The 25,935-nt window shown below is 47.4% G+C and carries 24 protein-coding genes and 4 tRNA genes; 5 read left to right on the top strand and 23 right to left on the bottom strand.

The window, feature by feature from the left end:
* Positions 1–38: 38 nt before the first annotated feature.
* From NYE54_RS10860 to NYE54_RS10845, 4 genes are all read right to left on the bottom strand, one after another.
* A complete protein-coding gene (locus NYE54_RS10860) occupies positions 39–968 on the bottom strand; it encodes an ABC transporter permease subunit (RefSeq protein WP_179090580.1) in 930 nt (309 codons plus the stop codon).
* A gap of 139 nt (positions 969–1,107) precedes the next feature.
* Positions 1,108–2,583: an ABC transporter substrate-binding protein gene (locus NYE54_RS10855; protein WP_215164052.1), complete on the bottom strand. Its 1,476-nt coding sequence runs from the start codon at positions 2,581–2,583 to the stop codon at positions 1,108–1,110.
* Positions 2,584–2,710: 127 nt separating this feature from the next.
* Positions 2,711–4,222, bottom strand: a complete 1,512-nt coding sequence (locus NYE54_RS10850; protein WP_339271974.1) for a response regulator transcription factor — start codon at positions 4,220–4,222, stop codon at positions 2,711–2,713.
* Positions 4,215–6,038, bottom strand: a complete 1,824-nt coding sequence (locus NYE54_RS10845; RefSeq protein ID WP_339271973.1) for a sensor histidine kinase — start codon at positions 6,036–6,038, stop codon at positions 4,215–4,217. Before NYE54_RS10845 ends, NYE54_RS10850 begins: the two co-directional genes overlap by 8 nt.
* A 183-nt stretch (positions 6,039–6,221) precedes the next feature.
* On the opposite strand from NYE54_RS10845, the gene NYE54_RS10840 reads away from it, so the two are divergent.
* Together NYE54_RS10840 and NYE54_RS10835 are read left to right on the top strand one after the other, a co-directional pair.
* Entirely contained in the window at positions 6,222–6,560 is a 339-nt protein-coding gene (locus NYE54_RS10840; RefSeq protein ID WP_339271972.1) for a L,D-transpeptidase, read from the top strand.
* A 99-nt stretch (positions 6,561–6,659) separates the two neighbouring features.
* A complete protein-coding gene (locus tag NYE54_RS10835; protein WP_339271971.1) occupies positions 6,660–7,736 on the top strand; it encodes an AI-2E family transporter in 1,077 nt (358 codons plus the stop codon).
* Positions 7,737–7,836: 100 nt separating this feature from the next.
* On the opposite strand, the gene NYE54_RS10830 is transcribed toward NYE54_RS10835, so the two are convergent.
* The 3 genes from NYE54_RS10830 to NYE54_RS10820 all read right to left on the bottom strand — a co-directional run bounded on the left by NYE54_RS10830 (position 7,837) and on the right by NYE54_RS10820 (position 9,230).
* Complete coding sequence (locus NYE54_RS10830; RefSeq protein WP_339271970.1) at positions 7,837–8,232, bottom strand: hypothetical protein; 396 nt, start codon at positions 8,230–8,232, stop codon at positions 7,837–7,839.
* A 19-nt stretch (positions 8,233–8,251) separates the two neighbouring features.
* Positions 8,252–8,938 (bottom strand): uracil-DNA glycosylase, encoded by a 687-nt coding sequence (locus NYE54_RS10825; protein ID WP_215164057.1) that lies wholly within the window; start codon positions 8,936–8,938, stop codon positions 8,252–8,254.
* Positions 8,939–9,144: 206 nt separating this feature from the next.
* Positions 9,145–9,230, bottom strand: a tRNA-Leu gene (locus NYE54_RS10820).
* Positions 9,231–9,574: 344 nt separating this feature from the next.
* Here NYE54_RS10820 and NYE54_RS10815 point away from each other — a divergent pair.
* From NYE54_RS10815 to NYE54_RS10805, 3 genes are all read left to right on the top strand, one after another.
* On the top strand, positions 9,575–10,339 hold the full coding sequence (locus NYE54_RS10815) for a polysaccharide deacetylase family protein (RefSeq protein ID WP_076320669.1): 765 nt from the start codon (positions 9,575–9,577) through the stop codon (positions 10,337–10,339).
* 362 nt (positions 10,340–10,701) lie between these two features.
* Complete coding sequence (locus NYE54_RS10810) at positions 10,702–11,301, top strand: TetR/AcrR family transcriptional regulator (RefSeq protein ID WP_339271969.1); 600 nt, start codon at positions 10,702–10,704, stop codon at positions 11,299–11,301.
* A 118-nt stretch (positions 11,302–11,419) separates the two neighbouring features.
* Positions 11,420–12,625: an MFS transporter gene (locus NYE54_RS10805; protein WP_339271968.1), complete on the top strand. Its 1,206-nt coding sequence runs from the start codon at positions 11,420–11,422 to the stop codon at positions 12,623–12,625.
* Positions 12,626–12,720: 95 nt separating this feature from the next.
* Here NYE54_RS10805 and NYE54_RS10800 read toward each other — a convergent pair whose 3' ends face one another.
* From NYE54_RS10800 to NYE54_RS10725, 16 genes are all read right to left on the bottom strand, one after another.
* Positions 12,721–12,909 carry a hypothetical protein gene (locus tag NYE54_RS10800; RefSeq protein ID WP_076321296.1) on the bottom strand — a complete coding sequence of 63 codons (189 nt, stop codon included), beginning with the start codon at positions 12,907–12,909 and terminating at the stop codon, positions 12,721–12,723.
* Between the two features lie 248 nt (positions 12,910–13,157).
* Positions 13,158–13,868 carry a DUF421 domain-containing protein gene (locus NYE54_RS10795; protein WP_339271967.1) on the bottom strand — a complete coding sequence of 237 codons (711 nt, stop codon included), beginning with the start codon at positions 13,866–13,868 and terminating at the stop codon, positions 13,158–13,160.
* Between the two features lie 165 nt (positions 13,869–14,033).
* Positions 14,034–14,104 (bottom strand) — tRNA-Ile (locus tag NYE54_RS10790).
* A gap of 139 nt (positions 14,105–14,243) precedes the next feature.
* A complete protein-coding gene (locus NYE54_RS10785; RefSeq protein WP_339271966.1) occupies positions 14,244–14,627 on the bottom strand; it encodes a YmaF family protein in 384 nt (127 codons plus the stop codon).
* Positions 14,628–15,198: 571 nt separating this feature from the next.
* On the bottom strand, positions 15,199–15,786 hold the full coding sequence (locus NYE54_RS10780; RefSeq protein WP_339271965.1) for a hypothetical protein: 588 nt from the start codon (positions 15,784–15,786) through the stop codon (positions 15,199–15,201).
* Between the two features lie 1,009 nt (positions 15,787–16,795).
* Positions 16,796–16,869: transfer RNA gene (locus NYE54_RS10775), tRNA-Ile, on the bottom strand.
* Positions 16,870–16,924: 55 nt separating this feature from the next.
* Positions 16,925–17,001 (bottom strand) — tRNA-Met (locus tag NYE54_RS10770).
* Positions 17,002–17,083: 82 nt separating this feature from the next.
* The gene (locus NYE54_RS10765) at positions 17,084–17,248 is read right to left on the bottom strand and encodes a hypothetical protein (protein ID WP_164817394.1); all 165 of its coding nucleotides are present in this window, start codon (positions 17,246–17,248) and stop codon (positions 17,084–17,086) included.
* A 200-nt stretch (positions 17,249–17,448) separates the two neighbouring features.
* The gene (locus NYE54_RS10760) at positions 17,449–18,213 is read right to left on the bottom strand and encodes a hypothetical protein (RefSeq protein ID WP_339271964.1); all 765 of its coding nucleotides are present in this window, start codon (positions 18,211–18,213) and stop codon (positions 17,449–17,451) included.
* A gap of 132 nt (positions 18,214–18,345) precedes the next feature.
* Positions 18,346–19,140, bottom strand: coding sequence for a hypothetical protein (locus NYE54_RS10755; RefSeq protein WP_339271963.1), 795 nt, complete (start codon positions 19,138–19,140; stop codon positions 18,346–18,348).
* A gap of 218 nt (positions 19,141–19,358) precedes the next feature.
* On the bottom strand, positions 19,359–19,943 hold the full coding sequence (locus tag NYE54_RS10750) for a TetR/AcrR family transcriptional regulator (protein WP_076320663.1): 585 nt from the start codon (positions 19,941–19,943) through the stop codon (positions 19,359–19,361).
* Positions 19,944–19,967: 24 nt separating this feature from the next.
* The gene (locus NYE54_RS10745) at positions 19,968–20,111 is read right to left on the bottom strand and encodes a hypothetical protein (RefSeq protein WP_179090565.1); all 144 of its coding nucleotides are present in this window, start codon (positions 20,109–20,111) and stop codon (positions 19,968–19,970) included.
* Between the two features lie 39 nt (positions 20,112–20,150).
* Entirely contained in the window at positions 20,151–20,792 is a 642-nt protein-coding gene (gene pyrE, locus NYE54_RS10740; protein ID WP_339271962.1) for an orotate phosphoribosyltransferase, read from the bottom strand.
* Entirely contained in the window at positions 20,789–21,526 is a 738-nt protein-coding gene (pyrF, locus tag NYE54_RS10735) for an orotidine-5'-phosphate decarboxylase (RefSeq protein WP_339271961.1), read from the bottom strand. Before pyrF ends, pyrE begins: the two co-directional genes overlap by 4 nt.
* A gap of 19 nt (positions 21,527–21,545) precedes the next feature.
* Entirely contained in the window at positions 21,546–24,752 is a 3,207-nt protein-coding gene (carB, locus tag NYE54_RS10730) for a carbamoyl-phosphate synthase large subunit (protein WP_339271960.1), read from the bottom strand.
* 1 nt (position 24,753) lies between these two features.
* The gene (locus tag NYE54_RS10725; RefSeq protein ID WP_339271959.1) at positions 24,754–25,890 is read right to left on the bottom strand and encodes a carbamoyl phosphate synthase small subunit; all 1,137 of its coding nucleotides are present in this window, start codon (positions 25,888–25,890) and stop codon (positions 24,754–24,756) included.
* Between the last annotated feature and the right edge of the window lie 45 nt (positions 25,891–25,935).

The following is a 25,935-nucleotide window of genomic DNA, read 5'->3' as shown; positions in this document are numbered from 1 at the left end:
GAACACGTCACATACCCCCTTCTTGGTAGATTGATCGATTAGAACAATGCATTATCCTTGTCATATTTACGAACGATATAGTTCGATACCATAACGAGAATAAATCCGACTACCGACTGGTACAGACCCGCAGCAGTACTCATTCCGATCTCGCCTGTTGTCTTCAGACCACGATATACATAGGTATCGATAACGTTCGTTACGGAATACAAGGTTCCCGAATCCCTTGGCACTTGATAGAAGAGACCAAAGTCAGCGTAGAAGATTTTACCGATCGCAAGAAGAGTCAAAATGGTCATCAGCGGTTTCAGCATCGGAAGCGTGATGGCTTTAATCTGCTGCCATTTGTTCGCGCCGTCAATCATCGCCGCTTCGTACAAGGATTTGTCGATCCCCATAATCGCCGCCAGATAAACGACACTGTTATAACCAACGGATTTCCACAAACTGATTAACGTCAGGAATATCGGCCAATACTTGGCTTCGGAATACCATTGAACCGGCTCCATGCCAAACCATCCCAGGATTTGATTCAACATCCCTTTATCCATGCTCAGGAAACTGAATGCAAAATAACCTACAATAACCCAAGACAAGAAGTACGGCAGAAACATACCCGTTTGATAGACTTTAGCCAATTTCTTATTCACAATTTCGGACAACACGATAGCCAGTACTACGGATAGAATGAGACCCAAAATGATGAACACGAAATTATAAAGTACCGTGTTGCGCGTAATGATGTAAGCATCGTTGGTACTGAATAGGAATTTAAAGTTTTGGAATCCTACCCATTCACTATTAACGATACTTGCCCAGAAGCCGTCCCGGCTAAAGCGGTATTCCTTAAATGCAATAATGGTCCCGAACATGGGCAAATATGAGAATAAGAGAAACCATAGGGTCCCCGGCAAAACCATGAACAGCATGGCCTTATTCGTCATAATATTTTTGAAAAACTGTCCGATCGCTCTCACGCTTACCCCTCCTCGTGATGTGCATGAATGAACAAAAGAAGGGCGGTGAACATCCGCCGCCCCGTCCTTGTTCATACTGCAGCGGTTTCTGCTGTCCTTGGGACAAGAAAGACCGCTTCATGCATTGTTATTACTTGCTTGCTTTCCAAGCATCAATTTGGCTTTGTGCTTCAGCGATGATCTTGTCCAGACCAGCGGCTTTCAGCTTTTGATTCGCTTTTGGCAGGAACTCTTCAGGATTTACGGTACCTGTCATCAGCGGCGCCCAGAACTCTTCTTTTACGTTGTTGACTGCTGCGAGCTCTGTGGATACTTTGGTTGGATCAAAGTTGAAACCGAGAAGCGGAGCAGCCTGGCCGGACTCGTTAAACTTCTTGAACTCTTCCCATTTGTTCTCAGGATCCTCAGGATTCAAGTAAGTCAGCATGACATTACCAAGCGCGAAGGTAGGCATGTCGTAGTTTTTCGATTCTGGCAAGTTTTCCATTACGTTCTCGCTAAGCTTTTTGTAGTGTACGCCTTCGATACCGGAGTCAACCAGGTTACGAAGATATACGTCTGTGTTCAGCAGGTTCAGGAACTCCATGGCTTTCTCAGGGTATTTCGAGTTAGCGGAAATCGCTTGCATCGAACCCATTACCGACCAGTTGAAGATCGTTGCATCGCCAGCCGGAGTGGACACTACCGGATAGCCGTAGCTTTGGCTCCACAGATTATCTGCGAATGGCTGCGTTGCCGCACGGTCTGCGAACCAGTTGCCAGAAGTCATCAGATCTTGCGTCGAAGTTGTTGTAGCTGCTTCTGGGGAAATGTATCCCGCTTTGTAGTACTTGTTCATCAATTTAAGCATGTCCATTGTTTCTGGCATTTCGAGGAAGTTCACAACTTTCAGATCTTCCTTGTCATCCAGGTAAACGGCCATTGGCATTTTTTCGATGATGTAGTCAAACGGAAGCAATGGACCGAAGTCTTTGCTAAGTGCCAAAGGAACGACGTTCGGTTCTTTTTCCTTGATCGTTTTCAGCAGTGGCTCCAAGCTTTCCATCGATTTCACGTTCGAAATATCGAGGTTGTACTTATCAAGCAATGTTTTATTAAAGCGCCATGCTTCTTGAGCAGGAAGCTCTTTGTTTGCCGGAATCGCATAGTTGTGACCATCAACCTTGGAACCTTCCAGGAACGCAGGGTCAATCGCGTCTTTAATGCCTTGTCCATGACTTTCAATCAGCTCGTCCATTTCCATGAATGCGCCTTTACGTGCATTTTGCACATAGTCAAACGCCCATGAGCTTGTGAACAAGATATCCATCGGTTCGCCGGAAGCTGCCATTACTTGCATCTTCTGGTTGTAATCACCGAAGTCGATCATTTTCATGTCAACGGTTACACCAATCTTCTCAGCAGTGTATTTATTGATTTCTTCCTCAACCTTGTCAACATCCTTTTGAGGTGTTCCGATGGTGTACCAGATCAGCTCAACCGGTTTCTCGGCAGTTCCCCCGCCGTTTCCTGCACTCTCTTTGTTGCCCCCGCATGCCGACAACAGCATGGATGCGGACAATAAAAGCGTTAGGGGCAGGAGCCATTTCTTTTTCGATTTACTCATGTTTATCCTCCCTTTTGAATCCTTGTGTCTCTACACTTATAAGGTTATCCCATGAAAGCAGTTTCACATAGGCGAAAAATTAAAGGTATTATGGTGAAAATAAAGAAAAAAACTCTGATTAAATCAATCAGAGCATTCCTCGGAAATCCCTCGGCGATACGCCGACAAATTTTTTGAACTGTTTATAGAAATAACCGGTTTCCCAATAACCTACATTTTTTGCGATATCTTGTACTTTCGTTGAAGAGTTTCGGAGCAACTCCTTCGCTCTTTCAATCCGGTACCGGTTAATATACTCCGTAAAGTTCTCTCCCGTCTCTTTATGGAACAGATGCCCCAGATAGACGGGATGAATATGATACTGAGCGCCCAACACCTTCAGCGACAAATCCTCATTATAATGGTGCTGGATATGATGCAGAATCTGCTGGATGACAGGGCTCTTCACATCATTGTTGAGCGAATCAACCAGCCCGCCTACCCCATCCTTCACAGCCGTAATCAGATCGTCGATCGATACGGAATCCATAATGTCCGTAATCGTATTTTTCACAAAATCAGGGGCAGCCGTGTATTGGATATCGTTCAGCTCCAGTTTCAGGCGAATGACCATCTCGACCGCGATGCTCTTGAGTGTCGTCGGGATCATCCCCTGCGTATGGCGAAGCCGATCAAAATCACTATCGATCAAATCAAACAGCACCTGCTTGTCCCTACCGGCGATGCCTTTGGCATACTCGGGCCACTGCACGGAATAGGATTCCGCCGCTTCCCCCTTCTTGGCTTGAACATCAACATAATCCACGTAGGAGGGCTGCTCCAGAACAAGATAGTATTCCTGCGCCTCCTTGGCATGAAGATAACTGTCCTTATAATTTCCGCCGAGACTTTCCACGCTGCCAAGCGAGATGGACAGCTCCTCTTCATAGCATTGCTCGCGCACCTGCTGCAGCAGCCGAATGGCTCTCGCTTTTTCCGTGTCCGGATCTTTCATCATAAAAATCACCACGTGATCGCCGTCGTTGTCCCGGAAATACAGGACACCCGGCTCCTGATCCATTAATTGATACAGGCTATTCTCCAGCGGCGTGAAATCCGCTCTCAGGATAGACGCCATGACATACGGCAAATTCAGATTCAGCCCCAGAAGGGTCGTGCGCTCCTCCAGTTCCTCCGGCTCAATCCGGTCCGTGATCCAGCGGTACAGGATATTGCTCCGCAATACGTTAATGTCGTACTCGTCCAGTCTCATCTCTCTTCTGGATTTGTTCATTTTATCCGTTGTGCTGGCAATCGTTTCTTCCAATTCCTTTAGATTGATCGGCTTGAGCAAATAATTCTCGATCCCCAGACGCATGCCTTCCTTCAAATAGGCAAAATCGTCGAAGCCGCTCAGGATGATTACCTTCAAATTGCGGTTCAATTTTCGTGCGCCTTCAATCAATTCAAGTCCCGTCATGACAGGCATCGAGATATCCGTAATGAGAATATCAACCGGAATGACCGCCATTTTCTCCAGCGCTTGACGGCCATTCTCCGCATGCCCCACCACCTCAATGCCATACTTCGACCAATCCACGACGTCAACCAATCCTTCTATAATAAATGGCTCATCGTCCACGATAAACACTTTATACATCGTTATTCAGCTTCCCTTCTGCCACCGGAAATTTGACTGTCACCGTTGTACCGCTGCCCGGCTCACTCTGGATGTCCATTCCGTACGAACTTCCAAACGTCAGCTTTAATCGCTCATTCACACTCCGCAGACCAAATGATTCTCCACTCGACTCGGCCATTTCCAGCCGGGATTTGATCTCCTCAAGCTGCTCTGGCTCGATCCCTTTCCCGTTATCCTTGATCTCGATTACGACATCATCATCCTGCTGCGACGCGTTAACCGTTAGCCAGTTATCATCCTGGTCGCTGCGCAGTCCATGAACGATGTAGTTTTCAATCAGGGGCTGCAGCGACATTTTCATCATCGGCACATGTTTGATTTGTTCCTCACAGTGCATTTTATAAATATACTTGTCCTTATAGCGAATGCGAAACAGCTCCAGGTAGAGCCTGCACGCCTCCAGCTCATCCTTCAATGTGTAGTGGGACTTATGCTGCACGATATTCTTGAACAGCATCGACAAGCTGTAGATCATATCACCGACATCCTGAGCCCCTTGCGAAAGAGCTCTCATCCGAATCACTTCAAGCGTATTGTATAAAAAATGCGGGTTAATTCTCGCTTGCAGTGCAGACAGCTCCGCGTTCTTCTGGTTAATCTCTGCCTTATATACCTTGTCGATATACCGGGAAAGTTCATCCAGCATCTCATTGAAGCTGCCCGCAATTTGCCCTAGCTGATCCTCCTTGGTATCCTGCATCCGGGCAACGAATTCCCCCTTCTCTACCTTGCGCATAAAACGGATAATGTTATCGGTGCGCTTGGAGTAATTCACGATTGTCAGTGAAGGAATGAATACCGCAACGACAATACATAGCAGGGCCGCAATGATGATGGTGTTCTGCAAACCATGGAAGGACTCCGATATCTCACGTTTGGGTGTGATTCCGACCACCGTATACCCTGCCTGATTGTGAGCCGCTGTTGTAATGTACGATTCCTCATCCAGGTTCACGGTATCTTTGGAATTCAGCAGCCGGTCGGCATAAGGATACTTCTTCCCGTAATATTTGCCGGAAGAATCAAACATCACACGGCCGTCACCCGACAAGACCAGCACGGATCCCTTCAGGGGATCTTCGCCGCTGTTCAGGACAGCACCCAGTGCTTCCGTTCGATATAAAATAACCAACTGCCCCAAATTCTTGTATGTGGTCATATCATTAATCGGGCTCCGGATCGAGAATAAAGGCAAATTCACATCTCCGGCCAGCTTACGTACCCAGAGATTCGGCAGCGTGACGCTCTGGCTCTCCATCGCCATCACATCAGGAATGTACGAATGCGTGGCATTCGCCTGATAGAGCCTTGTCATGCTGCCCTGCTTGTATACATATACATATTGTTTCTCGGCACTATACAGCATGATATTCTCAATATCCGGGTCGTCGTCCAGCCTTTGCTTGAAATAAGCAACCACACTGTCTGAATTGGACTGCCCGCCGCCCGCGATCCGATCCATTCGCTTGGCCATGTACTCATCAAACGAGTTCATGAGGAAATAGGAAGTGTCAATCCCTAGAGAACTGTTGCGGTACAAGTCATTTACATAGGACTGCTCATTCTCAAATTTTTGATTCAATTGCCGCTCCACCCGTTCAACCGCTCTTCGCTGAATGTCGAGTTCGCTGCGCACGGCCGATTGAAACAAGAAGTAATACATGAGAAAAGATAAGGTGACGATGGTAACCACCGCAATCAAGGAGATTAACAGCAGCATTTTGGTAAACATATTATTTTTAATATATTTTTGATAAAACTTAGCAGGAGACATTGGTTTCCCCTTCCTGATGTAAACGTTGTTACTGCTTAACCTATTAAATAATAACATCAGCAGAGCGTTATCAATGGATGAAATTTCTACCAGTCATGAAGATGTAATTTGCCTATTTTAAGTTGATTTAGGGGTCGCTCTTCCCGCTAATTCATAGCATAATCAGGAAGGAGATGAATTAAGATGCCCCAATACCGCATTATTGTCGATTTATCCGATTTTCAGCTGCACCTGCTGGATGGCGACACCGTGGTACGTACGTTCCCGGTTGCCATCGGTAAAATGGCTACGCAGACGCCGCCAGGCAATTACACCATCGTCAACAAACAGCCAAATCCCGGGGGGCCTTTTGGAGCCTATTGGTTAGGGTTGTCCAAACCCCATTATGGCATCCATGGCACGAATGACCCTTCATCCATCGGCCGCTACGTTTCCCATGGCTGCATTCGAATGTACAACGAGGACGTCATTGAGCTTGCCTCCCTCGTTCCGATTCATACCCGGGTCACCATACGAAACTGATAGCATAAACTGGTGATTTCAAATCCCTCCAAATTGGTTAAATACAAATGTTACATCGTACCAATGTATTTACCTATTCGTTGTATGGAGGGATTGCCCATGATGCAGAGCAAATATTTCAGGACATGCTTTGGCATAATCGCACTGCTCTTGATCATTTATCTCGGATCCGAAATCAGCTTCTTGTTCCGGCCAATCGTCTCCATGTTCAATATGCTGATCGTTCCCGTCGCGATGGCCGGCTTCTTCTATTATCTGCTCAGACCGATTGTGGACTACCTGGAGCGGCGGAAAATCAAACGATCCATAGGCGTCCTGATGCTGTATTTCGTGTTTGCCGGTCTCTGCGCCATATTCGGCATTGTGGTGTGGCCGACACTTCGCGAGCAGATCGAAAATTTTATCAGTAATGCCCCCTTTCTGGTAGAGGGTGTGCAGCAACAGATCGACCAGCTGCAGCAGAATCCATACTGGTCACGCTTTATACCAACGGAATCCGAGTTATCTACCTCACTGACGGAATACATGAATCGGATCATTACCTGGATCAGCAACTCCATCAATAACCTGATTGCCGTTGTATCCAGCGTTGTCGTTATTATTGCTACGATTCCGATTATTCTGTACTACATGCTGAAGGAAGGCAGCAAGCTTCCGCCCAAGCTGCTCAGTGTCCTACCAAGACGATACCGCCGTGACGGCAATGAAGTGCTGGGTGAGATTGATACAGCACTCAGCAATTTTATTATCGGCAAAGTGATCCTGAATCTTATACTTAGCATCATGATCTATATCGGATTTCTGATCATCGGGCTGCCTTATTCTTTGCTCTTGACGGTGATCTCCTTCTTCTTGAATTTCATCCCGTATATCGGAGCGCTGCTGGCTACCATTCCTGCCGTGATCATCGGTTTTATCGAATCTCCTTCGATTGCGATATGGTCTGTTGTCGTCATTGTCATCGCACAGCAGATCCAAGATAATATTCTGACACCGGTCATCTACGGGAAACAGCTGGATATTCACCCGTTGACCACGATTGTCCTCATTCTTGTAGGCGGCGACTTCTTCGGGCTGCTTGGCATCCTGCTCGCCATTCCCGCTTACATGATCGTCAAAATTATCGTGGTACGGATTTACGAACTGTTCCTTGCCGAAAAAGTAGAAGACGCATAATGAACTCGAGTTACTTCAGACATACAAGTGACATTTGTACAAAAAAGGATGTCCCCGCCAACTTCACGATGGCTCCTGGGGACATCCTTTATATAACGAATCACGCATTGCCGCGCAGAGATCGAACCACAAAATCATGCTCATCCTTGCGCAATATCATGCCATTTGACAAGGTAACGGTATCCTCATCGTGAGCAGTCAGAATGGCCTGTGATAACACCAGTCGATTGCCTCGCCATATCATCACGGAAGATCCAAAATAGATGGCGTTATCGAATTGAATGGTATGATTCACGACATAACCGATGGAGTTCAAGGCAGGGTATGCGTTTCTTGGCATAATTCTATGAATGGCACGAAACGGTATAACAAGCTCACCCGGACCTAGAATCACTTTTTCCTGAACGGGATCCCACCCTTTCAGCACACCTTCAACCGTGCTTTTCGCCCCGTCTAAACGCTGAATGACAACATGACGACCAATCCAATGCTTCATGAAGGTCACCTCTCGCGGATTATTCATCTCCATCGCCCGGTGTGCTTGGGATGTCCCAATTCACCGGATCCATACCCTTTTGCATTAAAAAAGCATTCGATGCTGAAAATGGACGACTACCGAAGAATCCTTTATGCGCTGCAAATGGACTCGGATGACTGGACTCAAGCACCTTGTGCCGGCTTCGGTCTATGAAAGAACCTTTCTTCTGTGCGTAACTGCCCCATAATATAAAAACCATTGGCTGATCACGTTCATTCAATTTCGCAATAACCGTATCGGTGAATGTCTCCCACCCGATCCCTTTATGCGAGTTCGGCTCGCCTTCGCGAACCGTAAGCACTGCATTGAGCAGCAGTACTCCTTGATCCGCCCACGATTGCAAGGAACCGTGACGGGGAATCGAGATTCCCAGATCCGAAGCAAGCTCCTTATGTATATTTCGTAAAGACGGAGGAATCGTAACCCCGGGCGAAACGGAAAAGCTCAGTCCCTGCGCCTGCCTACGACCGTGATAAGGATCTTGTCCCAAAATAACGACTTTTGTCGATTGGTACGATGTTTGCTGAAGAGCCCGAAATATATCTTCCTTGGGGGGATACACCGTGCTGCGCCTGTATTCCTCGTCCACCCGTTCCATCAAAGCTTGAAAATAAGGCTTATCCATTTCTCCCTGCAGAATAAGGTCCCAATCATTGTTAAACATCCGCATGTCTCCTCTCTCCTCTCACACAGGCCAGCATGGAATCATAAAGAATGCGATTTCTATAATCGGAACACCATAACATCTTCCGTTCAATTTGAACCCAATAACAACGCTCATCATGAATTGACCTTATGTCGATTTAAAAAAATAAGCCGGCACCCATACGGGGGCCGACTTATTTTGCATCTTACCAGACGCTGTTATAATGCCGAGGACGGGGGTCGAACCCGTACGGTAGTCACCTACCGCAGGATTTTAAGTCCTGTGCGTCTGCCAATTCCGCCACCCCGGCATATTTATCCGCGCATGTTCCTAGCGTCGTTCACGTTCACTTACATAGCCGAAGGTACGCGTGGGAATCGCAATATATTGCGATCTCATTCCGATATCTAGGTGTGCACATTTCGTCTTAGCGACAAAATTGATAATACCATGTCCAACCATGTGATGTCAATATATGAAACTCATAATTTTTGGCATCACCTTACTTAATAGCTTGAACCACCGCTTTAATTCATCGATTCAAAGGCTTCCGTATGCCATAAAGAATAATTTTACCGTTATCGCCAAATGATAAATAGGCTTGCATTGTCATATGCGAAGACTAGAACAGCCGAGAAAAGGATACCCCTCACCATGAAAAAACTCTCAACCGTCGTATTAATCGCTCTCTCCATTTCCCTTTGCTATCCGAAAGTTGTTAACGCCGAGCATGCACCATCCGCTTCCAAAGGCAGGGATTATTATGAGGAACGCGGCGAGATTGTATGGGAAGTCCCCACACAAAACAAAGTAATTGCCCTTACCTTTGACGATGGTCCGGACGAACAGAATACCATTCAAATTCTGGATCTGCTAAAGCAATATGACGCTAAGGCTACCTTCTTCGTTGTTGGCAACCGGGTGGAGAAACACCCTGAGATCGTAGCGCGAGAGCTGCAGGAAGGACATGAGATCGGCAATCACTCATACTCCCATCCTCCCTTTCACAATATTAACGTCAGCAAGTTAACGAGCGAACTGAACCGTACGCAGGATGCGATTTTTCATGCAACCGGCATTCGAACCGTTCTGTTTCGTCCACCCGGAGGCAGTTATAATGAAGCGATTGTCCGCACAAGCAAGGATTTCGGTATGCTGACCGTATTATGGTCATGGCACCAGGATACGCTGGACTGGCGAAAGCCCGGCGTTAATCGGATTGCCAAAAAAGTGCTGGATAATGCCCATAATGGAGACATTGTACTGATGCACGATTTTGTGCCGGGTAGTACACAGACAGTTGAAGCCCTCAAAGTGATTCTGCCGGAGCTGCAAAAGAGAGGCTACGAATTTGTGACCGTTTCGGGGCTGCTGTCCTATCATGAGAAATCGCGTAAGTTCATTGAAGTAAACCATTAAAGGGAATGAATCAACTTCTACAATAACCGCTACCTACTCATGGTAACGGTTATTTTTGGGAAACCGATTGGATCCGATAACACAGAGTTCAATTTCGGATCCTCCTCGAGTGGAAATGTCTTGCTAGAGCGCCGGCTGAGCAATATGGAGCTCCTCCTCTGCGGAATGACAATATTCGTACCCAGGTTACGGAGCAGGCCGCTACTTCCTTTACGCTCAAGGGCGATATCCTGGAATTAAAAACGCCTGGAGGTCTCCAGCAAGAGGTCTTGAATAAATTAATTGTATTTGGTAAGATACAGAACGAACGTTCAGTATATAAATTTTGAAAAGCTCGCAAAGGGTATAAGGGGGGTGCATGCGTGAATAAAAAACAACAACAAACGGAAGATACCAAGCGACGCATAGCCGAGGCCGCCAAGGCGCTTTTTATGCAGAAGGGTTACAAATCAACGTCAATAGAGGAAATCGTTGAAGCCACCGGCAGCAGTAAAGGGAATATCTATTATCATTTCAAGAGCAAGGAAGGGCTGTTTCTGTATCTGATCGAGGAATGGGACCTCGAGTGGGAACAGAAATGGAACAGTAAAGAGCAGCATTACACCACCACCGTTGACAAGCTATACGGAATAGCGGATCAATTGGTGTTTGATGATCTGAACCACCCCTTCTCTAAGGCGCTTGATGAATTTATGAACAGCAATGGAGATGTTACCGAGGAAGTAGAGCAGCGAATCGTCCAGATTATTCGGAGCCATTTGGAATTCGATCAAAGATTGCTGCAGCAAGGGATTGATCGCGGGGAGTTTGAGAATCATAATGTGGAGCAGCTTTCCGTCATCTTTGAGAGCCTCATTGTTGGTTTAAGCCAAATGTCCCGCATAACGAAGGTGGAAAATGCGCTTTCCCTTTATCATGCCGCCATCAAAGTATTTCTGCATGGTATTGAAAAGAAATCATGAAAAACAAGACTCTTTTTTCATAATCTATTACAAACCGAACGTTCAGTATATAAATAGTCGGATTACATCATTTTCATCATGTCATTATTAAATCGTCTTTTATTTTGGAGGAATCATCATGTCATTACTGATGCGAAACAATGGAGCCATCCTGCTCCTCATGTTCAATATATTTCTAGTCTTCACCGGCATCGGGCTCGTCATACCTATTATGCCAACCTATATGACGGAACTGCATATCAGCGGAAGCACGGTAGGCATGCTCGTTGCCGCTTTTTCATTAACACAGCTGTTATTCTCGCCACTTGCGGGTAGATTGTCGGATACCATGGGTCGTAAAAAAATCATCATCTCCGGCATGATTGTGTTCGCTATATCGGAATGGTTGTTCGGAGCTGCCAGCACACCGCCGCTCCTGTTTGCATCGAGAATGCTCGGCGGTATTGGCGCTGCGCTCATTATGCCTGCTGTTATGGCCTACACGGCTGACGTGACTTCGAATGAGGAACGTGCCAGGGGCATGGGGTTCATTAATGCTGCGATTACGACAGGTTTCATCATCGGACCGGGCATCGGAGGGTTTATCGCCGAGTTTGGCATTCGCGTTCCTTTCTACGCTGCGGCTGTTGCGGGAGGAATTGCCGCACTGGTAACGCTGCTGCTGCTTCCGGAGTCATCCACCAAACAGGAAGCACCTACCTTGCTGGGACGGAAGAAGGAGAGCATGGTTGTCCAACTGGTACGTTCTTTCAAAGAACCTTATTTCTTAAGTTTGATCATTGTATTTGTGCTCTCTTTCGGCCTTGCCAATTATGAAACGGTGTTCGGCCTGTTTGTGGATCATAAATTTGGGTTCACCCCTAAAGATATTGCCATGATCATCACATTTGGATCGATTGCGGGTGCCGTCGTCCAAGCGACGATTTTCGGTTGGATCCTGAACCGGTTCGGTGAGAAAAGAGTCATTACGCTCAGCTTGCTTACCGCAGGAATCTGTATCCTGTTAACCCTGTTTGTGCATAAATACTGGCTGATATTCCTTGTTACCTTCCTGGTCTTTCTGTCGATCGACATCTTACGTCCCGCTATCGGTACGCAAATGTCCAAGCTGGCGAAGGATCAGCAAGGCTACGTGGCCGGTCTGAACTCGGCCTATACCAGCCTGGGGAATATTGCAGGACCGCTGGTAGCAGGGTATCTGTTTGATTTGGACATCAACTTTCCCTACATCTCCGCGTCCATCGTCCTCATCCTCTGCTTCTTCCTGGCCATGCGTGCTGGCAGAGCCTGGGCCGCAACAGAGGCTGTCATGAGTGAAGGGTAACGAAGGATAACTTCCTTCAGCAACGTTTATAGCCAATCATTAAACAAGACACCGCCGGAAGCTTCTGGCGGTGTCTTGTTTTTGGTTATGTATTTTTAATATGCCACCAGGACGATCATCGCCAATAAAGCCACCAGCGCAAACAAGAGAGCCCATCCCAATTCGAACCGTCTTTTTTCTTTATATGCCTTAAAGGCTTTCCGTGACTCAAATACGAATACGACCATCAAGAAGGCAAGCAACACAGGCAATCCCCACGACTGATTTAACACCCACTCTGACACCTTAATCCCCCATCCTATATCTAAAATCAGCTGCATCCACCCAGCAGCAGCTGTATAAATAAGCGTATCCCCAATGATTCTATTAAAATGTACCGTATGTCGCCCCCGATTACAAATCTCGCTTAAAATATATACCGAAAAAGACTCCACCGGCATTGTTGGTGGAGTCTTACGTTAAAGTGAACCGCGGGGAGTTTTTCGCTTCGGTTATGTTTGTTTCGCTAAGGTCCTGATCATGCCGCTCAGCTTCACTCTACGTCAATTGGATGTTGTATCTTATCCTTATAAAAATCGAGATACAATTGACCGTCGGTTCCCTTGACCGCATAAAAAACATCTTCAATATTTTTGTTCCGGTCTTTTAATTTATCATGAACCCAATCGGGGGAAAGATCATTTACCTTTAGATTCTTCTCTAAAAGTTGTCCATCCATGATAAGCTCAATCGGAAACTGTTGATTCCCTTTCATTCCCTTTTTCATATCTTTTAAAGTTACATTCTGGTATTCCTTTTTCTTCATCACAGATATCATTCCATTGATCTCTAATACGCCGTACTCAACTTCCGAGATGTCAAAAATATCTTTTTGTCGTAACATCTGATTTACTGTATCTAATGTTAATTTATTTTTCTTTAGATTCTCTTCAAGAATCTTCCCACCCTCTATAAGTATACTCGGTGTCCCTTCAGCCCACATACGGAATTTACGGTTCTTCACAACGAGCTTTGATAAAAGATAGGATGTAAATGTAAAAACAGCAAGCGAGATGAGTAGTTGTATTACCTGCAATTTTTCATTGAAAGCAAAATTTGCAGCAATTGCACCCAAAATAACGGCGGTAACAAACTCATGAAAATTCATGTTAGATAACGTTTGTTTTCCCAAGAATCGCGTAATAATCAACAAAAGCACAAATGCAGATATACTACGAAGCAGAATTATCATATGTTCATCCATGTGAGCCCATACACCCCATTTTCATCGTATAACATATATATGGGCAATTTTCGCAAAAATAAACCGATAAGGATAGCAAAGTTTCAAGAATATACTCTAATTGAACTTCTAATTAATCGGTGATCTCAGCAAAAGACCCTTGCATCGCAAGGGTTTTCGATAAAGTGGGCCCTGAGGGACTCGAACCCTCGACCAGTCGATTATGAGCCGACCGCTCTAACCAACTGAGCTAAGGAAAACGTTTTTGCGGGGTACAGCCAGTTTAGTTACTTCATTATATATAGGTTTAGAACTGCAAATGTTTTCGTGGTTTTTATGTTTTTGTCAGCAATTGCGTTAGACCACTAGCCGTCAAAGTTTATTGTTTTATAATTCTTAAACGAGAGGTGATTGAATCAATGTCGCAAAATTGAATTGGTGTACGTGACCATCGTTTAATGTAGTCTGACCAGTTACAAAATGTACGTGTTTGCCATTTCCTACTGGAATAGCCGGTCCAGTTCTAATCTTTTTCAGATTATGAAAATGGTTCAAGAAATCAGTTTTTTCTAATTCAATTTCGTGGACATGACTATTCCCCACTCGAATCGCTTGCCCTGTAACACCAGCAAACCGATGATTGTGCCGATCTGCTCCTTCTTCTGCCAGCTTGGTACTACCTTCAAATTCATGTACGTGTCTCTGTACCTTTACGCGTCTCTTCACCTGTTTTGTAGATGTTATTCTAACCTTCTTTACTGCTTGCCGTTTCGTCTGCATTCGTTGTATGCCTCCTTAAATTTAAACGACTTACAACATCCTATTTAGACATACATGGTTATGTGCAAGGCCATTATTAGGACTACTCTAATAGTTTTTATAGTTCATCCTTCTGTTTGGCTATTCCGGCTTTGAAGAGCTCGTGCGGCATTAGCAAATTCTTACTCTCAAGTGTTCCGATTGTCGTTCCTCTCGGCTTTCAGTTATGATGGAATGCGAGATAGCGGATGTCAGATAAATTGCGCTCGGCGGGCCGCTATCTCAGCCGGGGGATACCTGGACTAAGGGGAGGACGTGTCAGCGTCCTCCTTTTAATAAGTCTTTGCATAAGAAAAACCGCCCAATCATTAGGCGGTTTGTTCTAAACTATAGTGTTCCGTTAGCTTAGTCAGCTTAGTACGTCGATGAGGAGCACATCATTTGAAAAAACTCGGTCATCAAAAAAGTCGTCTACTCCTATTTTGTATTCAACATACCGGTTGCGCCGAATTAAAGTCGAACATGGCGATGATTACGATGTCGGCAAATGCTTTAGCGTTCGCAACCGATTGAACTTAGAGCTACTACCGGACTAATCTTCTAGCTCAATTGCGATACGTGCAAGGACACCAGCTGGATTATCTCCGCTTCTGTTTGCGTTTGACGGGAAGTTAAAGGCGGCGATCACAATATCATTTGTACCTCTCCGAAGGAAACGCCTAATATTAAACGTTCTTCCCGGATTAAAGAATGAAACATTGCCCTGCGGATTGTCGATAACTACCGGCCGTCCATTTATTAAAACGATGGCAAAGTTATCAACGGACAGGAATAAGCTAGCTCTCTCAATATCGTCTCTAATCGTAAATCTTCTGGCGACCACAGCAGCGGGACCGTTAGGGTCATTTCTTCCCCAAACGTAGGATTCACCAGCTTGTGGCGCTACCCAGGCAGGATTCCGCTCGATTTCAAGTGCGTTTACCCAATTTCGATTCGTGCTGATTATCCTATTTCTTTGGTTAATAACAACTGGTACTTGTGCATTCAATGCTCTTTGCGCGGCAATCATCGTCCTCATTGCCTTTGCAACGCTACTCGAACGGATTCCGGAATGTCTCTTAGGTGCATGCAGTTGTTTCACCGTATGATTTCCCATTTTTCTGACTGTTCTTTTTGGCAATTCGTGTTCCCTCCTTTTTAATTATCAAATCCTTAACATATATATGAGTACATGGATTCAATGGATATGGACAAATGATTAGTCAAATCGCTCAATTTCCTCAAATGAAAATAGTCCCCCGTAAAAACGGAGATCTGTCTCACATTTTGCAACCAGCTACATAGAGTTCTTGCCGATCGTCCAGGTCAACAACTGACACCTCCAGCTCTGATAGCCCAGCTCATGAACCATGATCTTATACCGTTGATGCCCTGTTGGTTTCTATATATGGATGCACGACAAATAAGGGGCACACGCCAACGCTGTGCCCCTTCTCTACTATTTTCTGCCCTTGTCACGATTCATGTGTTCGCAGACAAATAAACATGCCTTACAGCACTGATCTCCTCGTTGTTTGATGTTCGGTTTATGTACAATGAACTTAATCCAAAAACGGGGACGGAAAGTAGCCGTCCCCGTTTACCGAATTGGGGATACCGCATGGGTGCAGTATCGTAATTGCTGAATTAAATTAAATCAAATCAATGAATGCTTCATTCAGGTGCTTAGTTAAATCCAAAAAGTTCCCAAGATAATAACCAAGAGAATAAATAAAACCAGAACAGTACCTACTGGATTCCCGTATCCGCCGTAACAAGATTTTTCGTAACTCACCGATATTTACCTCCTTGTTTTGTGGAATGGTACAGTTTATGTACATAGACGGACTTAGTCTGGACATTTCGGCAATCATGATCAGAATGTGCTAATGTACCATAAATAGGACTGGGAGGGGTTCCTCACATCGCGGTCTACTTGAAGAACGGACGTATTAGCCATACTCTCAGTGCCTTCAGCTATCTGAAAGTCGCAGTTGAACACCTTGGAATGACCACAGCAATGTTCAATGAACGATACTGTCGATCAATAGCTGCCGTTAGCAAATGCGTTTTTCACCATAGTTTTTCACTCAACTAAACAGTCCTATAAACAGCAAAAAACCCTTGCATCGCAAGGGTTTTCGATAAAGTGGGCCCTGAGGGACTCGAACCCCCGACCAGTCGGTTATGAGCCGACCGCTCTAACCAACTGAGCTAAGGGCCCTGAACATACATGTACACATAAACATAAGGACGTCATACATACATCGTTTAAAAATTGGTTGCGGGGGCAGGATTTGAACCTGCGGCCTTCGGGTTATGAGCCCGACGAGCTACCGAACTGCTCCACCCCGCGTCAATGCTGTATCAAACAGCGACAAGAATAAATATACACCATTCCCCTACAACAAGTCAAGTGCTGTTTTAATGGAATTTTCTCAAGGCATAAACCGCACGCCATAGCGACCCTTTTTGGAACGGTAAACCTCCACCATCCGCGGATCATGGTACCCGAACAGCCAGCCATCCTGCTCCAAACGTTTAGCGAAGCAGCCCGCCTGAAATTTGCTTGTATACAGCTTTCCGTAATATACCCAGTTCATCCTATGCGACTCCTTACCCGAATGATAATGTAATGCTGTCATATTATATCCAAACTTCCACAAAAAAACCGAAATCCAACAAACTTCTTTTGCGGCTGCTCAAGCGCCAGAATTTGCTTGCGACCGTAGATCACCAGCTTCTTCTTGCCTTCTTTCAAAAATGACAATCGATCCGTTTGGCTGCTGTTGTTGCGTCGTAATTATCCTCTCCTTTTCTTGCTCCTCCGGTGCGGTGCCGCAGGCATACGGCCCCGGTTCATTTTGTTCAGAAACGCGGCGTTCCGCTGCTTCTTCGGCAATCCCAGTACGGGATAATGAGCTTTCAGCTTATCCATATTGTCCTGGATGAACTTATACCGATGAATGAAAACAACGGCCATGTACAGACCGAGAATTAACAGAACAGAAAAGGCCGCTATCCCCATCACAAATCCGCCAAGATCGCCGGTTACCGCAACCACTACGTAATACCCAGTGTAACCGATAGCCGCAAACAGCAGGGCCGCTTTGCCCGCTTTTCCAACGCCGCCTTTGCGCTCCATGGACTGGTAAGCCCCTTGCTGCAGTGCTCTGAAATACAACACATAAAAAACGAGGATGAGCAAAAGCATCACCGCTGCCGAGCTAAGCCCATACCCGATGGATTCAACTCGGGCCATGTCATACATCATTTTGAGTATAGCGATCTCACAAGTGACCGCCACCGCCAACCCGTATATCCCCAAGTACAGCACAAAACCGACCTCAGACCGGTACGGATTTACACTCAGGCCAATCCCCCATAGCAGCATAACCACCCACAGCGCCGCAGCTACATACATGTATATCGACATCATCGGCGCCGCCAACGTGACCAGTGCAGGGATCAGCATAATGAATAAAAAACATACAATGCCGCCCCGAATCTGCTCGGCAGGGATTAGCCGGAAATGAAACTGTTCTTCCTCTGAAATCTTTGTGCTCATCTTGCCACTCCCCTTATTGCCCCGCTCTTGTTCACGTTGATATTCGTGACCAGATTCCCCGCCGTTTGTCACATTGGCTCGCATATCCGCGCCTGTCTTTCTCAAGCCAGACACCCTTGTTGGTTCAGCATTTCAGGTACTACACTTAATGCGCTCAATCACCGCGCCAAGCTCCCGTATGATTTCCGTTACCGTGGCGCCCCAAATTTGATCCTGTTCGCCTTCATTGCGAATTAGCCAATTGGAATGCTGTCCTCTCAACAGTTCGATTCCCTGTATTCGGCAGTTCAGATCCGGACAATAGTACGCTGTAAAGGTAGCGTATCTCTCCGGATGGCTGACACAATCGGCCAAGGCGGAGACAACCGATTCCGGGTAGCCTTGGGCAAGCAAGTACTTGCGAGGCTCCTGCTCCCCTTGCTCGGCACTCATCCATTGCTGAAACCAGCCTTTAGGCATTGCCAATAGAGCTGTATCACGGTTCTTCCGATCCTCCAGCTGCAGATGATTGATGATTTTAAGCCAAGCTTCCGAAGGGGTTCCCAGCGCTTCCAGCACATAGACTCTCTCACCGTCAGGCTCGCTTTCAATATCGGCCTTTACCACCAGACTTGAACTGTAATAAATGAAACACTCCTTCGGCTCCTTGTCGGAACCGGACACCCTCATATGTATCGTTAACAGGGTCCGGCTGCATACTTTTATGTATTCCAGCAGTTCCTGCACAAGAACCGGCTCGCTGTCACCCGTATCAATCAAGTCTTTCTCCTGCAGCTCCTGCTCAATCTTGGCCACTTCTATGGGCATCTCCTCGGTCAACGTTCCACGAAAAGGGTCCTCTAACCCAATAACAGCCCGCGCACCGACAATGCCAGTAAGTACAAAGAATTGTTTGCCGGTCAGTTGGATCCTTGACGGAATTTCCAAAGATCTCTCCTCCTTACGGTCAGCCCCGCCTATTTTTGTGTTAAAATCTGACGTTATCATTACTATTATAGGTGAGACATCTCCTTGCCCTCTACCAAGTCGTGGCCCTAAATTTATAGGAACATATACTCAAATCAGCCGATTTTCAAACTGCTCAACAGTAAAATTTCATAAAAAAACATTCCCGGGTCGAAATCACCTCTGGAATGTTCTTGTACTCATGTTAGATTAGACGGATCTTCCTGCTGGATAATACCGTGATAAAGAATCGTCATCAGCTGTTCACTGATCACGTTCAGGCTCCCCAGACCATGGTACCATTCGTTCCGGGCTGTAAATTCCTTGATAAAAGTAAGGAACGCAACCAATACCTGGGGAGAGATGTCTTTCCGTATCTGTCCAAGCTGCTGGCCTTTAAAGATCAGCATTTCAAATTCCGGAACAACGAATTTCTGGTTGAATTGGAGCAGCTTGTCCATCTGCTCCGGGAATTTGGCCAGATCCGCCACAAATTTCTGCGAGACAAACGCCGAAAATTTGTGCTGATCCTTGTAGAAGACGGTTAACGCCTCAAGCGGATCTTTTGCCTGGTCCATCATATCGCGGTAAATCGCCATGAGCTCGTCAACCATCCGGTCCACGACATGATCCAGTAAGCCCTCTTTGCTCTGATAGTAGTTATAAATCGTCATCTTGGAAACGGGGACCGCTTCGGCAATCTGCTCCATACTCGTCTGTAAAATCCCCTGCTCCAAAAACAACCGCTTCCCGGCTTCAAGCACTGCTTCTTTCTTAGCATTCATCTGTTAGACTATATCCCTTCTATATCAGCATAAGGACACCGATGGCTGGCTACCAGCCGCATACAGTCCTAATGTAACGATCCAGCCTGCCGCTGTCAACCCGGCACCCACCATGGATTGTCTTCGCCACATTACAATAAAAAAAGCCGTCGCTCTGCGATAACTCACAAAGACGACAGCCTGATGATCTTAGCTGGTATAAGTTGTTTACACGCCAAAGGAAGTTGGATTCGATCTCCAGGATTGAAGAAGCTCCACATCCTGTTCCTGAATCCGATTCTCGGATAGCGCAACATCAATCAGCGCTCCGTAATTGGACAAGCTCTGCAGTGGAATACCGGCTTCAGCAAAAGCTTGTACCGCTTTATCCAGCTGGTAGCTGAATATAGCCAATACCACCAGCGGCTCTGCCCCTGCATCCTTGACCGCTTGCGCCGCTTTGAGCGAACTGCCGCCCGTGGAGATCAAATCCTCGATCACAACCACCTTCTGACCTGGCTTGATCAAGCCTTCGATTAGGTTTTCCTTGCCATGCCCCTTTGCTTTGTCCCGAATATAGGACATGGGCAGGTTCATCTTCTGGGATACAAAGGCTGCATGCGGAATCCCGGCTGTGGCCGTACCGGCAATGGCCTCGGCCTCCGGATATTGCTCCCGGATGACGGCTGCGAACGATTCAGCAATGTAGTCGCGAATCTCGGGATAGGACATCGTCAAGCGATTGTCACAGTAGATCGGGGACTTAATTCCCGACGTCCACGTAAACGGCTGGTGAGGTCTAAGAGAAACGGCCTCAATCTTCAGCAAATAAGATGCGATCTGATGTGGAATATTCGCGAGTGTACTCATGCTTGAATCATCTCCTCAATAATCTGTTTTGCAGCTTGTCTCGGGCTCGGGGATTCCGTAATGGGACGGCCGACAACCAGATAATGACTGCCCTTGCGGATGGCTTCCCCTGGTGTAAGGACCCGAGTCTGGTCTCCGATATCCGCACCGGCTGGACGGATACCCGGTATAACGGTCTTAAACGCTTGGCCGCATGCGGACCGAATGGCCTCCACTTCAAGCGATGAAGCGACGACGCCATGCAGTCCCGCTTGCTGAGCCAGCTTCGCATATCGTACGACCGCATCCTCTACCAAACCCGGGATGCCGATTTCGTTATTCATGACATTCTGACTCGTACTAGTCAACTGGGTTACCGCAATGATCGTAGGCATGGCAAGACCCGGGGTGTCCGCCACTGCGGCCTCCGCCCCGGCTTTTGCCGCCTGCATCATGAGAGCGCCGCCGCTGGCATGAACATTAAACATGTCCACACCCAGCCGCGTTACGCTGTTCGACCCACCTTTTACCGTGTTCGGAATATCATGCATCTTCACATCCAGGAACACGGAATAGCCTTTTGCTTTTAATTCTTTAACAAAATCGGGACCGGCAGCGTAGAACAGCTGCATACCGACCTTCATATAACACGGGATACCCTCCAACTGCTGCACTAATGCTTTCGCGCGCTCGGCATCGGGGTAATCCAGGGCCACCATCAGGCGGCCCGCCATTTCATTGTAGCGGGCGTTCATCTATATCCCTCCTTCTCGATTAAACCGGCATCGCTTCAGAGGAGAAGTTGATGGTCTCCAGCATCGTCAGAAGCTCACGAACCGTATCGAGCGAGGTCATACATACCACACCGTTTTCTACCGCTTCACGGCGAATTCGGAATCCGTCACGCTGTGGCGTTTTACCCTTGGTCAATGTGTTGAAGACGAAATTCGCTTCGCCTGTGCGGATCATATCCAAAATGTTCGGTGTTCCCTCGGACAGCTTATTAATGGTGGTCACGTTAAGACCCGCCTCTTTCAATGCTGCAGCCGTGCCGCCTGTGGCGATGATTTTATAACCAAGCTTATGGAAGCCTTTCAGCAGTGCTGCAGCTTCAGCTTTATCTTTATCTGCGATGGTAGCGATGATCGCACCCGTTGAAGGAATTTTCATGCCTGCACCGATCAGACCTTTGTACAGCGCTTTGGCATACTTCACGTCACGGCCCATAACCTCACCGGTGGATTTCATTTCCGGTCCAAGTGTAGGCTCAACGCGGCGAAGTTTAGCAAAGGAGAAGACCGGTACTTTAACCGATACATGCTCGCTTTCCGGCCACATGCCTTCCTCGTATCCAAGATCCTTCAACTTGCTGCCCATGATCGCCTGTGTTGCCAGGTTCGCCATCGGAATGCCTGTTACCTTGCTCAGGAACGGAACCGTCCGGGAAGAACGTGGATTCACCTCGATCACGTACACTTCATTTTTATAGATAACGAACTGGATGTTAACAAGTCCGCGTGTATTCAGCTCTTTGGCAATTTTGATCGTAATTTCGGCAATCTTATCTTTCAGCCCCTGGGACAAGTACTGTGGAGGGTATACCGCAATCGAGTCACCGGAGTGAACGCCCGCGCGCTCTACATGTTCCATGATGCCTGGAATCAGCACCGTATCGCCATCGCAGATCGCGTCTACTTCCACTTCTTTACCCATCATGTAACGGTCGATCAGAACCGGATGGTCCGGGTTAATCTTAACCGCCTCTTTCATGTAACTCAGCAGCTCGCTGTCGGAGTATACAATCTCCATCGCGCGTCCACCGAGTACATAAGATGGTCTTACCAGAACAGGATAACCCAGTGATTGCGCAGTTTCTACAGCATCATCAACTGAAATTACAGTTTTGCCTTTCGGTTGGGCAATCTCGAGTCTGGACAGAAGCGCTTCGAATTTTTTACGGTCCTCAGCTTCGTCAATGCTTTCCAAGCTGGTACCCAGAATCTTCACGCCCGCTTTGCTGAGCGGCTCAGCGAGGTTAATTGCTGTCTGCCCGCCAAACTGTACGATGACACCGATCGGTTTCTCCTGCTCGATGACGTTCATGACATCTTCGAGGAAGAGCGGTTCGAAGTAGAGTCGGTCCGACGTATTAAAGTCAGTGGAGACGGTCTCCGGGTTGTTATTAATGATAACCGCTTCGTATCCCGCCTTCTGGATCGCCCATACAGCGTGCACTGTGGAGTAGTCGAACTCGATCCCTTGACCGATCCGGATCGGTCCGGAGCCCAGCACGATGACCTTCTCCTTGGCGGATTCGATGACTTCATTCTCCGTTTCGTACGTCGAGTAGTAATACGGCGTCGTTGCTTCAAACTCCGCTGCGCAAGTATCCACCATTTTGTAAACCGGGCGCAATCCATGCTCGCGACGCAGGAATCCGATCGACTCCTCAGTTGTATGCGTGCTGGCATTGCCTTCTGCGCGAAGTTCGGCTATCGCACGATCCGTAAAGCCGAGTCGCTTCGCTTCGTACAGCGTTTCGTAAGTCAGTGACGCTTCGCTGCGAATGTGATCTTCGTATTGGATCAGGCGCTCGATCTTGTCCAGGAACCACCAGTCAATCTTTGTCAGGTCCTGAATCTGCTGGAGTCCATACCCCCGGCGGAACGCTTCTGCAATCAGGAACATCCGCTCATCGTCGGCTTTGATCAGACGCTGCTGAAGCACTTCATCGCTCAGCTCATTAGCGCCCTTCAAGTAAAGGCGGTGCACACCGATCTCCAGAGAACGAACTGCTTTATGGATCGACTCTTCGAAGGTGCGGCCAATCGCCATCACTTCGCCGGTTGCCTTCATCTGAGTTCCCAGCTTCCGGTTTGCGTGGATGAACTTGTCGAATGGCCAGCGTGGAATTTTGCTGACGATATAGTCCAGTGTAGGCTCAAAGCAAGCATAAGTCTGTCCCGTTACCGGGTTGACGATCTCGTCCAGGGTGTAACCCATCGCAATTTTTGCTGCCATCTTCGCGATCGGGTAGCCCGTTGCCTTGGAAGCAAGGGCAGAAGAGCGGCTGACCCGAGGGTTTACCTCGATGACATAATATTGATAGCTGTTTGGATCCAGCGCGAATTGCACGTTACAACCGCCCTCAATGTTCAGGGCGCGGATGATTTTCAGCGATGCGGATCTGAGCATTTGATACTCGCGATCGGACAGAGTCTGGCTTGGTGCCACGACGATGCTGTCGCCAGTATGAACGCCGACCGGATCAAAGTTCTCCATGTTACATACCACGATGCAGTTGTCGTTCGCGTCGCGCATAACCTCATACTCGACTTCTTTCATACCTGCGATGCTCTTCTCGACCAAACATTGCGTGATCGGGCTGTAACGAAGTCCGGAGCTGACCGTTTCACGCAGTTCCTCTTCGGTTGCGCAGATACCGCCGCCGGTGCCGCCCAAAGTGTATGCCGGGCGCACGATCAGCGGATATCCAATCTCATTTGCGAAGTCAAGCGCCTCTTCCAGAGTCGTTACAATCGTGCTTTCCGGTACGGGCTGATCGAGTTCACGCATCAGCTCACGGAACAAGTCGCGGTCTTCCGCTTTCTCGATGGACTCCAGCTGCGTTCCGAGCAGCTTCACATTCTCCTGCTCCAAAATACCTGCGCGTGCAAGCTCAACGGCCATATTCAGGCCCGTTTGCCCTCCAAGCGTCGGGAGCAATCCGTCCGGACGCTCTTGACGGATGATCTGTGTAACAAATTCGAGCGTAATTGGCTCGATATATACTTTATCCGCCATGTTCGTGTCCGTCATGATGGTCGCCGGGTTGCTGTTAATCAGCACAACCTCGATACCTTCTTCTTTCAATGCTTGGCAGGCTTGGGTTCCAGCGTAGTCAAATTCCGCTGCTTGCCCGATGACAATCGGACCGGAGCCGATGACGAGAATTTTTTTCAATGTATCATTTTTAGGCATATTAATGAGCTCCTTTCACGGCTGCGGCCAGAACCGCTTGGCGCGGTTTCCGGATTTCATTCTGTTTATGGTCTCTTATCATCTCAAGAAATTGATCGAACAGATAGCTGCTGTCTTGCGGACCAGGTGCAGCTTCAGGATGATATTGCACGGAGAAGGCCGGGAATTTCGAGTGCTTCAAGCCTTCAATCGTTTTATCGTTATTGTTGATATGTGTAACTTCCAGATCCGTACCTCTGACGGAATCTTCATTTACCGTATAGCCATGATTCTGGGAAGTGATGTAACAGCGTCCGCTGGCAAGCTCTTTTACCGGGTGGTTCCCGCCGCGGTGGCCGAATTTCAGCTTCTCGGTATCAGCGCCAGCAGCCAGTGCAAACAATTGGTGGCCAAGGCAGATGCCGAAGATCGGATATTCGCCAAGGAGTTCTTTGACCATATCGACCGCATACGGAACGTCTTTCGGGTCCCCAGGGCCGTTGGACAACTGAATGCCGTCCGGGTGAAGTCTGCGGATTTCATCAGCCGTCGTGTCATGCGGAACGACCATCACATCGCAGCCGCGGGAAGTCAGTTCGCGCAGAATTCCGCTTTTTGCACCGAAGTCAACCAGAACGATCCGCTCCTTGGAGCCTGGGCTTGTAAACATTTGCGGCGTTGAGGTTTTTGCCACCTGGTTGCGGAGTTCGGCGATCGTCGTATCACCGAGCATCTCCTTAAGCTCTTCCACTGGCTTGTTGGAAGTGGTCAGAATCCCCTTCATCGTACCGTAGTGACGAATGATCCGGGTCAACATCCGGGTATCAATCTCGCTGATACCTGGAATACCGTATTCCTTCAATAAGCTGTCAACGCTATATTCTGCACGCCAATTGCTAGGAACAGGCTCATGACGACGAACAACGAATCCGTGGACGAACGGCCGAATGGATTCAAAGTCATCCCGCGTGATGCCGTAGTTTCCAATCAAAGGATACGTCATGGTCACGATCTGTCCACAGTAAGACGGGTCGCTCAGCACCTCTTGATATCCTGTAATCCCTGTATTGAAAACAACCTCTCCGGTCATTTCAGCATCCGCGCCAAAGGATTTTCCGCTGAACAGCGTTCCGTCCTCCAGTAACAATCTTGCCTGCATCCCGATCACTCCTGTCATCTATGTGTAATTTATTTTATAAGTCTT

Source organism: Paenibacillus sp. FSL K6-1330, from assembly GCF_037976825.1.
Taxonomy (GTDB): Bacteria; Bacillota; Bacilli; order Paenibacillales; family Paenibacillaceae; genus Paenibacillus_AQ.
The sequence above is the reverse complement of the archived record's forward strand: the minus strand, read 5'-3'. Positions and strand labels throughout refer to the sequence as shown.

Coding starts and splice junctions, on each gene's coding strand:
- NYE54_RS10855 (WP_215164052.1), bottom strand. CDS start 2,583: ATGAGTAAATCGAAAAAGAAATGGCTCCTGCCCCTAACGCTTTTATTG.
- NYE54_RS10850 (WP_339271974.1), bottom strand. CDS start 4,222: ATGTATAAAGTGTTTATCGTGGACGATGAGCCATTTATTATAGAAGGA.
- NYE54_RS10845 (WP_339271973.1), bottom strand. CDS start 6,038: ATGTCTCCTGCTAAGTTTTATCAAAAATATATTAAAAATAATATGTTT.
- NYE54_RS10840 (WP_339271972.1), top strand. CDS start 6,222: ATGCCCCAATACCGCATTATTGTCGATTTATCCGATTTTCAGCTGCAC.
- NYE54_RS10835 (WP_339271971.1), top strand. CDS start 6,660: ATGATGCAGAGCAAATATTTCAGGACATGCTTTGGCATAATCGCACTG.
- NYE54_RS10830 (WP_339271970.1), bottom strand. CDS start 8,232: ATGAAGCATTGGATTGGTCGTCATGTTGTCATTCAGCGTTTAGACGGG.
- NYE54_RS10825 (WP_215164057.1), bottom strand. CDS start 8,938: ATGTTTAACAATGATTGGGACCTTATTCTGCAGGGAGAAATGGATAAG.
- NYE54_RS10815 (WP_076320669.1), top strand. CDS start 9,575: ATGAAAAAACTCTCAACCGTCGTATTAATCGCTCTCTCCATTTCCCTT.
- NYE54_RS10805 (WP_339271968.1), top strand. CDS start 11,420: ATGTCATTACTGATGCGAAACAATGGAGCCATCCTGCTCCTCATGTTC.
- NYE54_RS10795 (WP_339271967.1), bottom strand. CDS start 13,868: ATGGATGAACATATGATAATTCTGCTTCGTAGTATATCTGCATTTGTG.
- NYE54_RS10785 (WP_339271966.1), bottom strand. CDS start 14,627: ATGCAGACGAAACGGCAAGCAGTAAAGAAGGTTAGAATAACATCTACA.
- NYE54_RS10765 (WP_164817394.1), bottom strand. CDS start 17,248: ATGAACTGGGTATATTACGGAAAGCTGTATACAAGCAAATTTCAGGCG.
- NYE54_RS10760 (WP_339271964.1), bottom strand. CDS start 18,213: ATGAGCACAAAGATTTCAGAGGAAGAACAGTTTCATTTCCGGCTAATC.
- NYE54_RS10750 (WP_076320663.1), bottom strand. CDS start 19,943: ATGAATGCTAAGAAAGAAGCAGTGCTTGAAGCCGGGAAGCGGTTGTTT.
- pyrE (WP_339271962.1), bottom strand. CDS start 20,792: ATGAGTACACTCGCGAATATTCCACATCAGATCGCATCTTATTTGCTG.
- pyrF (WP_339271961.1), bottom strand. CDS start 21,526: ATGAACGCCCGCTACAATGAAATGGCGGGCCGCCTGATGGTGGCCCTG.
- carB (WP_339271960.1), bottom strand. CDS start 24,752: ATGCCTAAAAATGATACATTGAAAAAAATTCTCGTCATCGGCTCCGGT.
- NYE54_RS10725 (WP_339271959.1), bottom strand. CDS start 25,890: ATGCAGGCAAGATTGTTACTGGAGGACGGAACGCTGTTCAGCGGAAAA.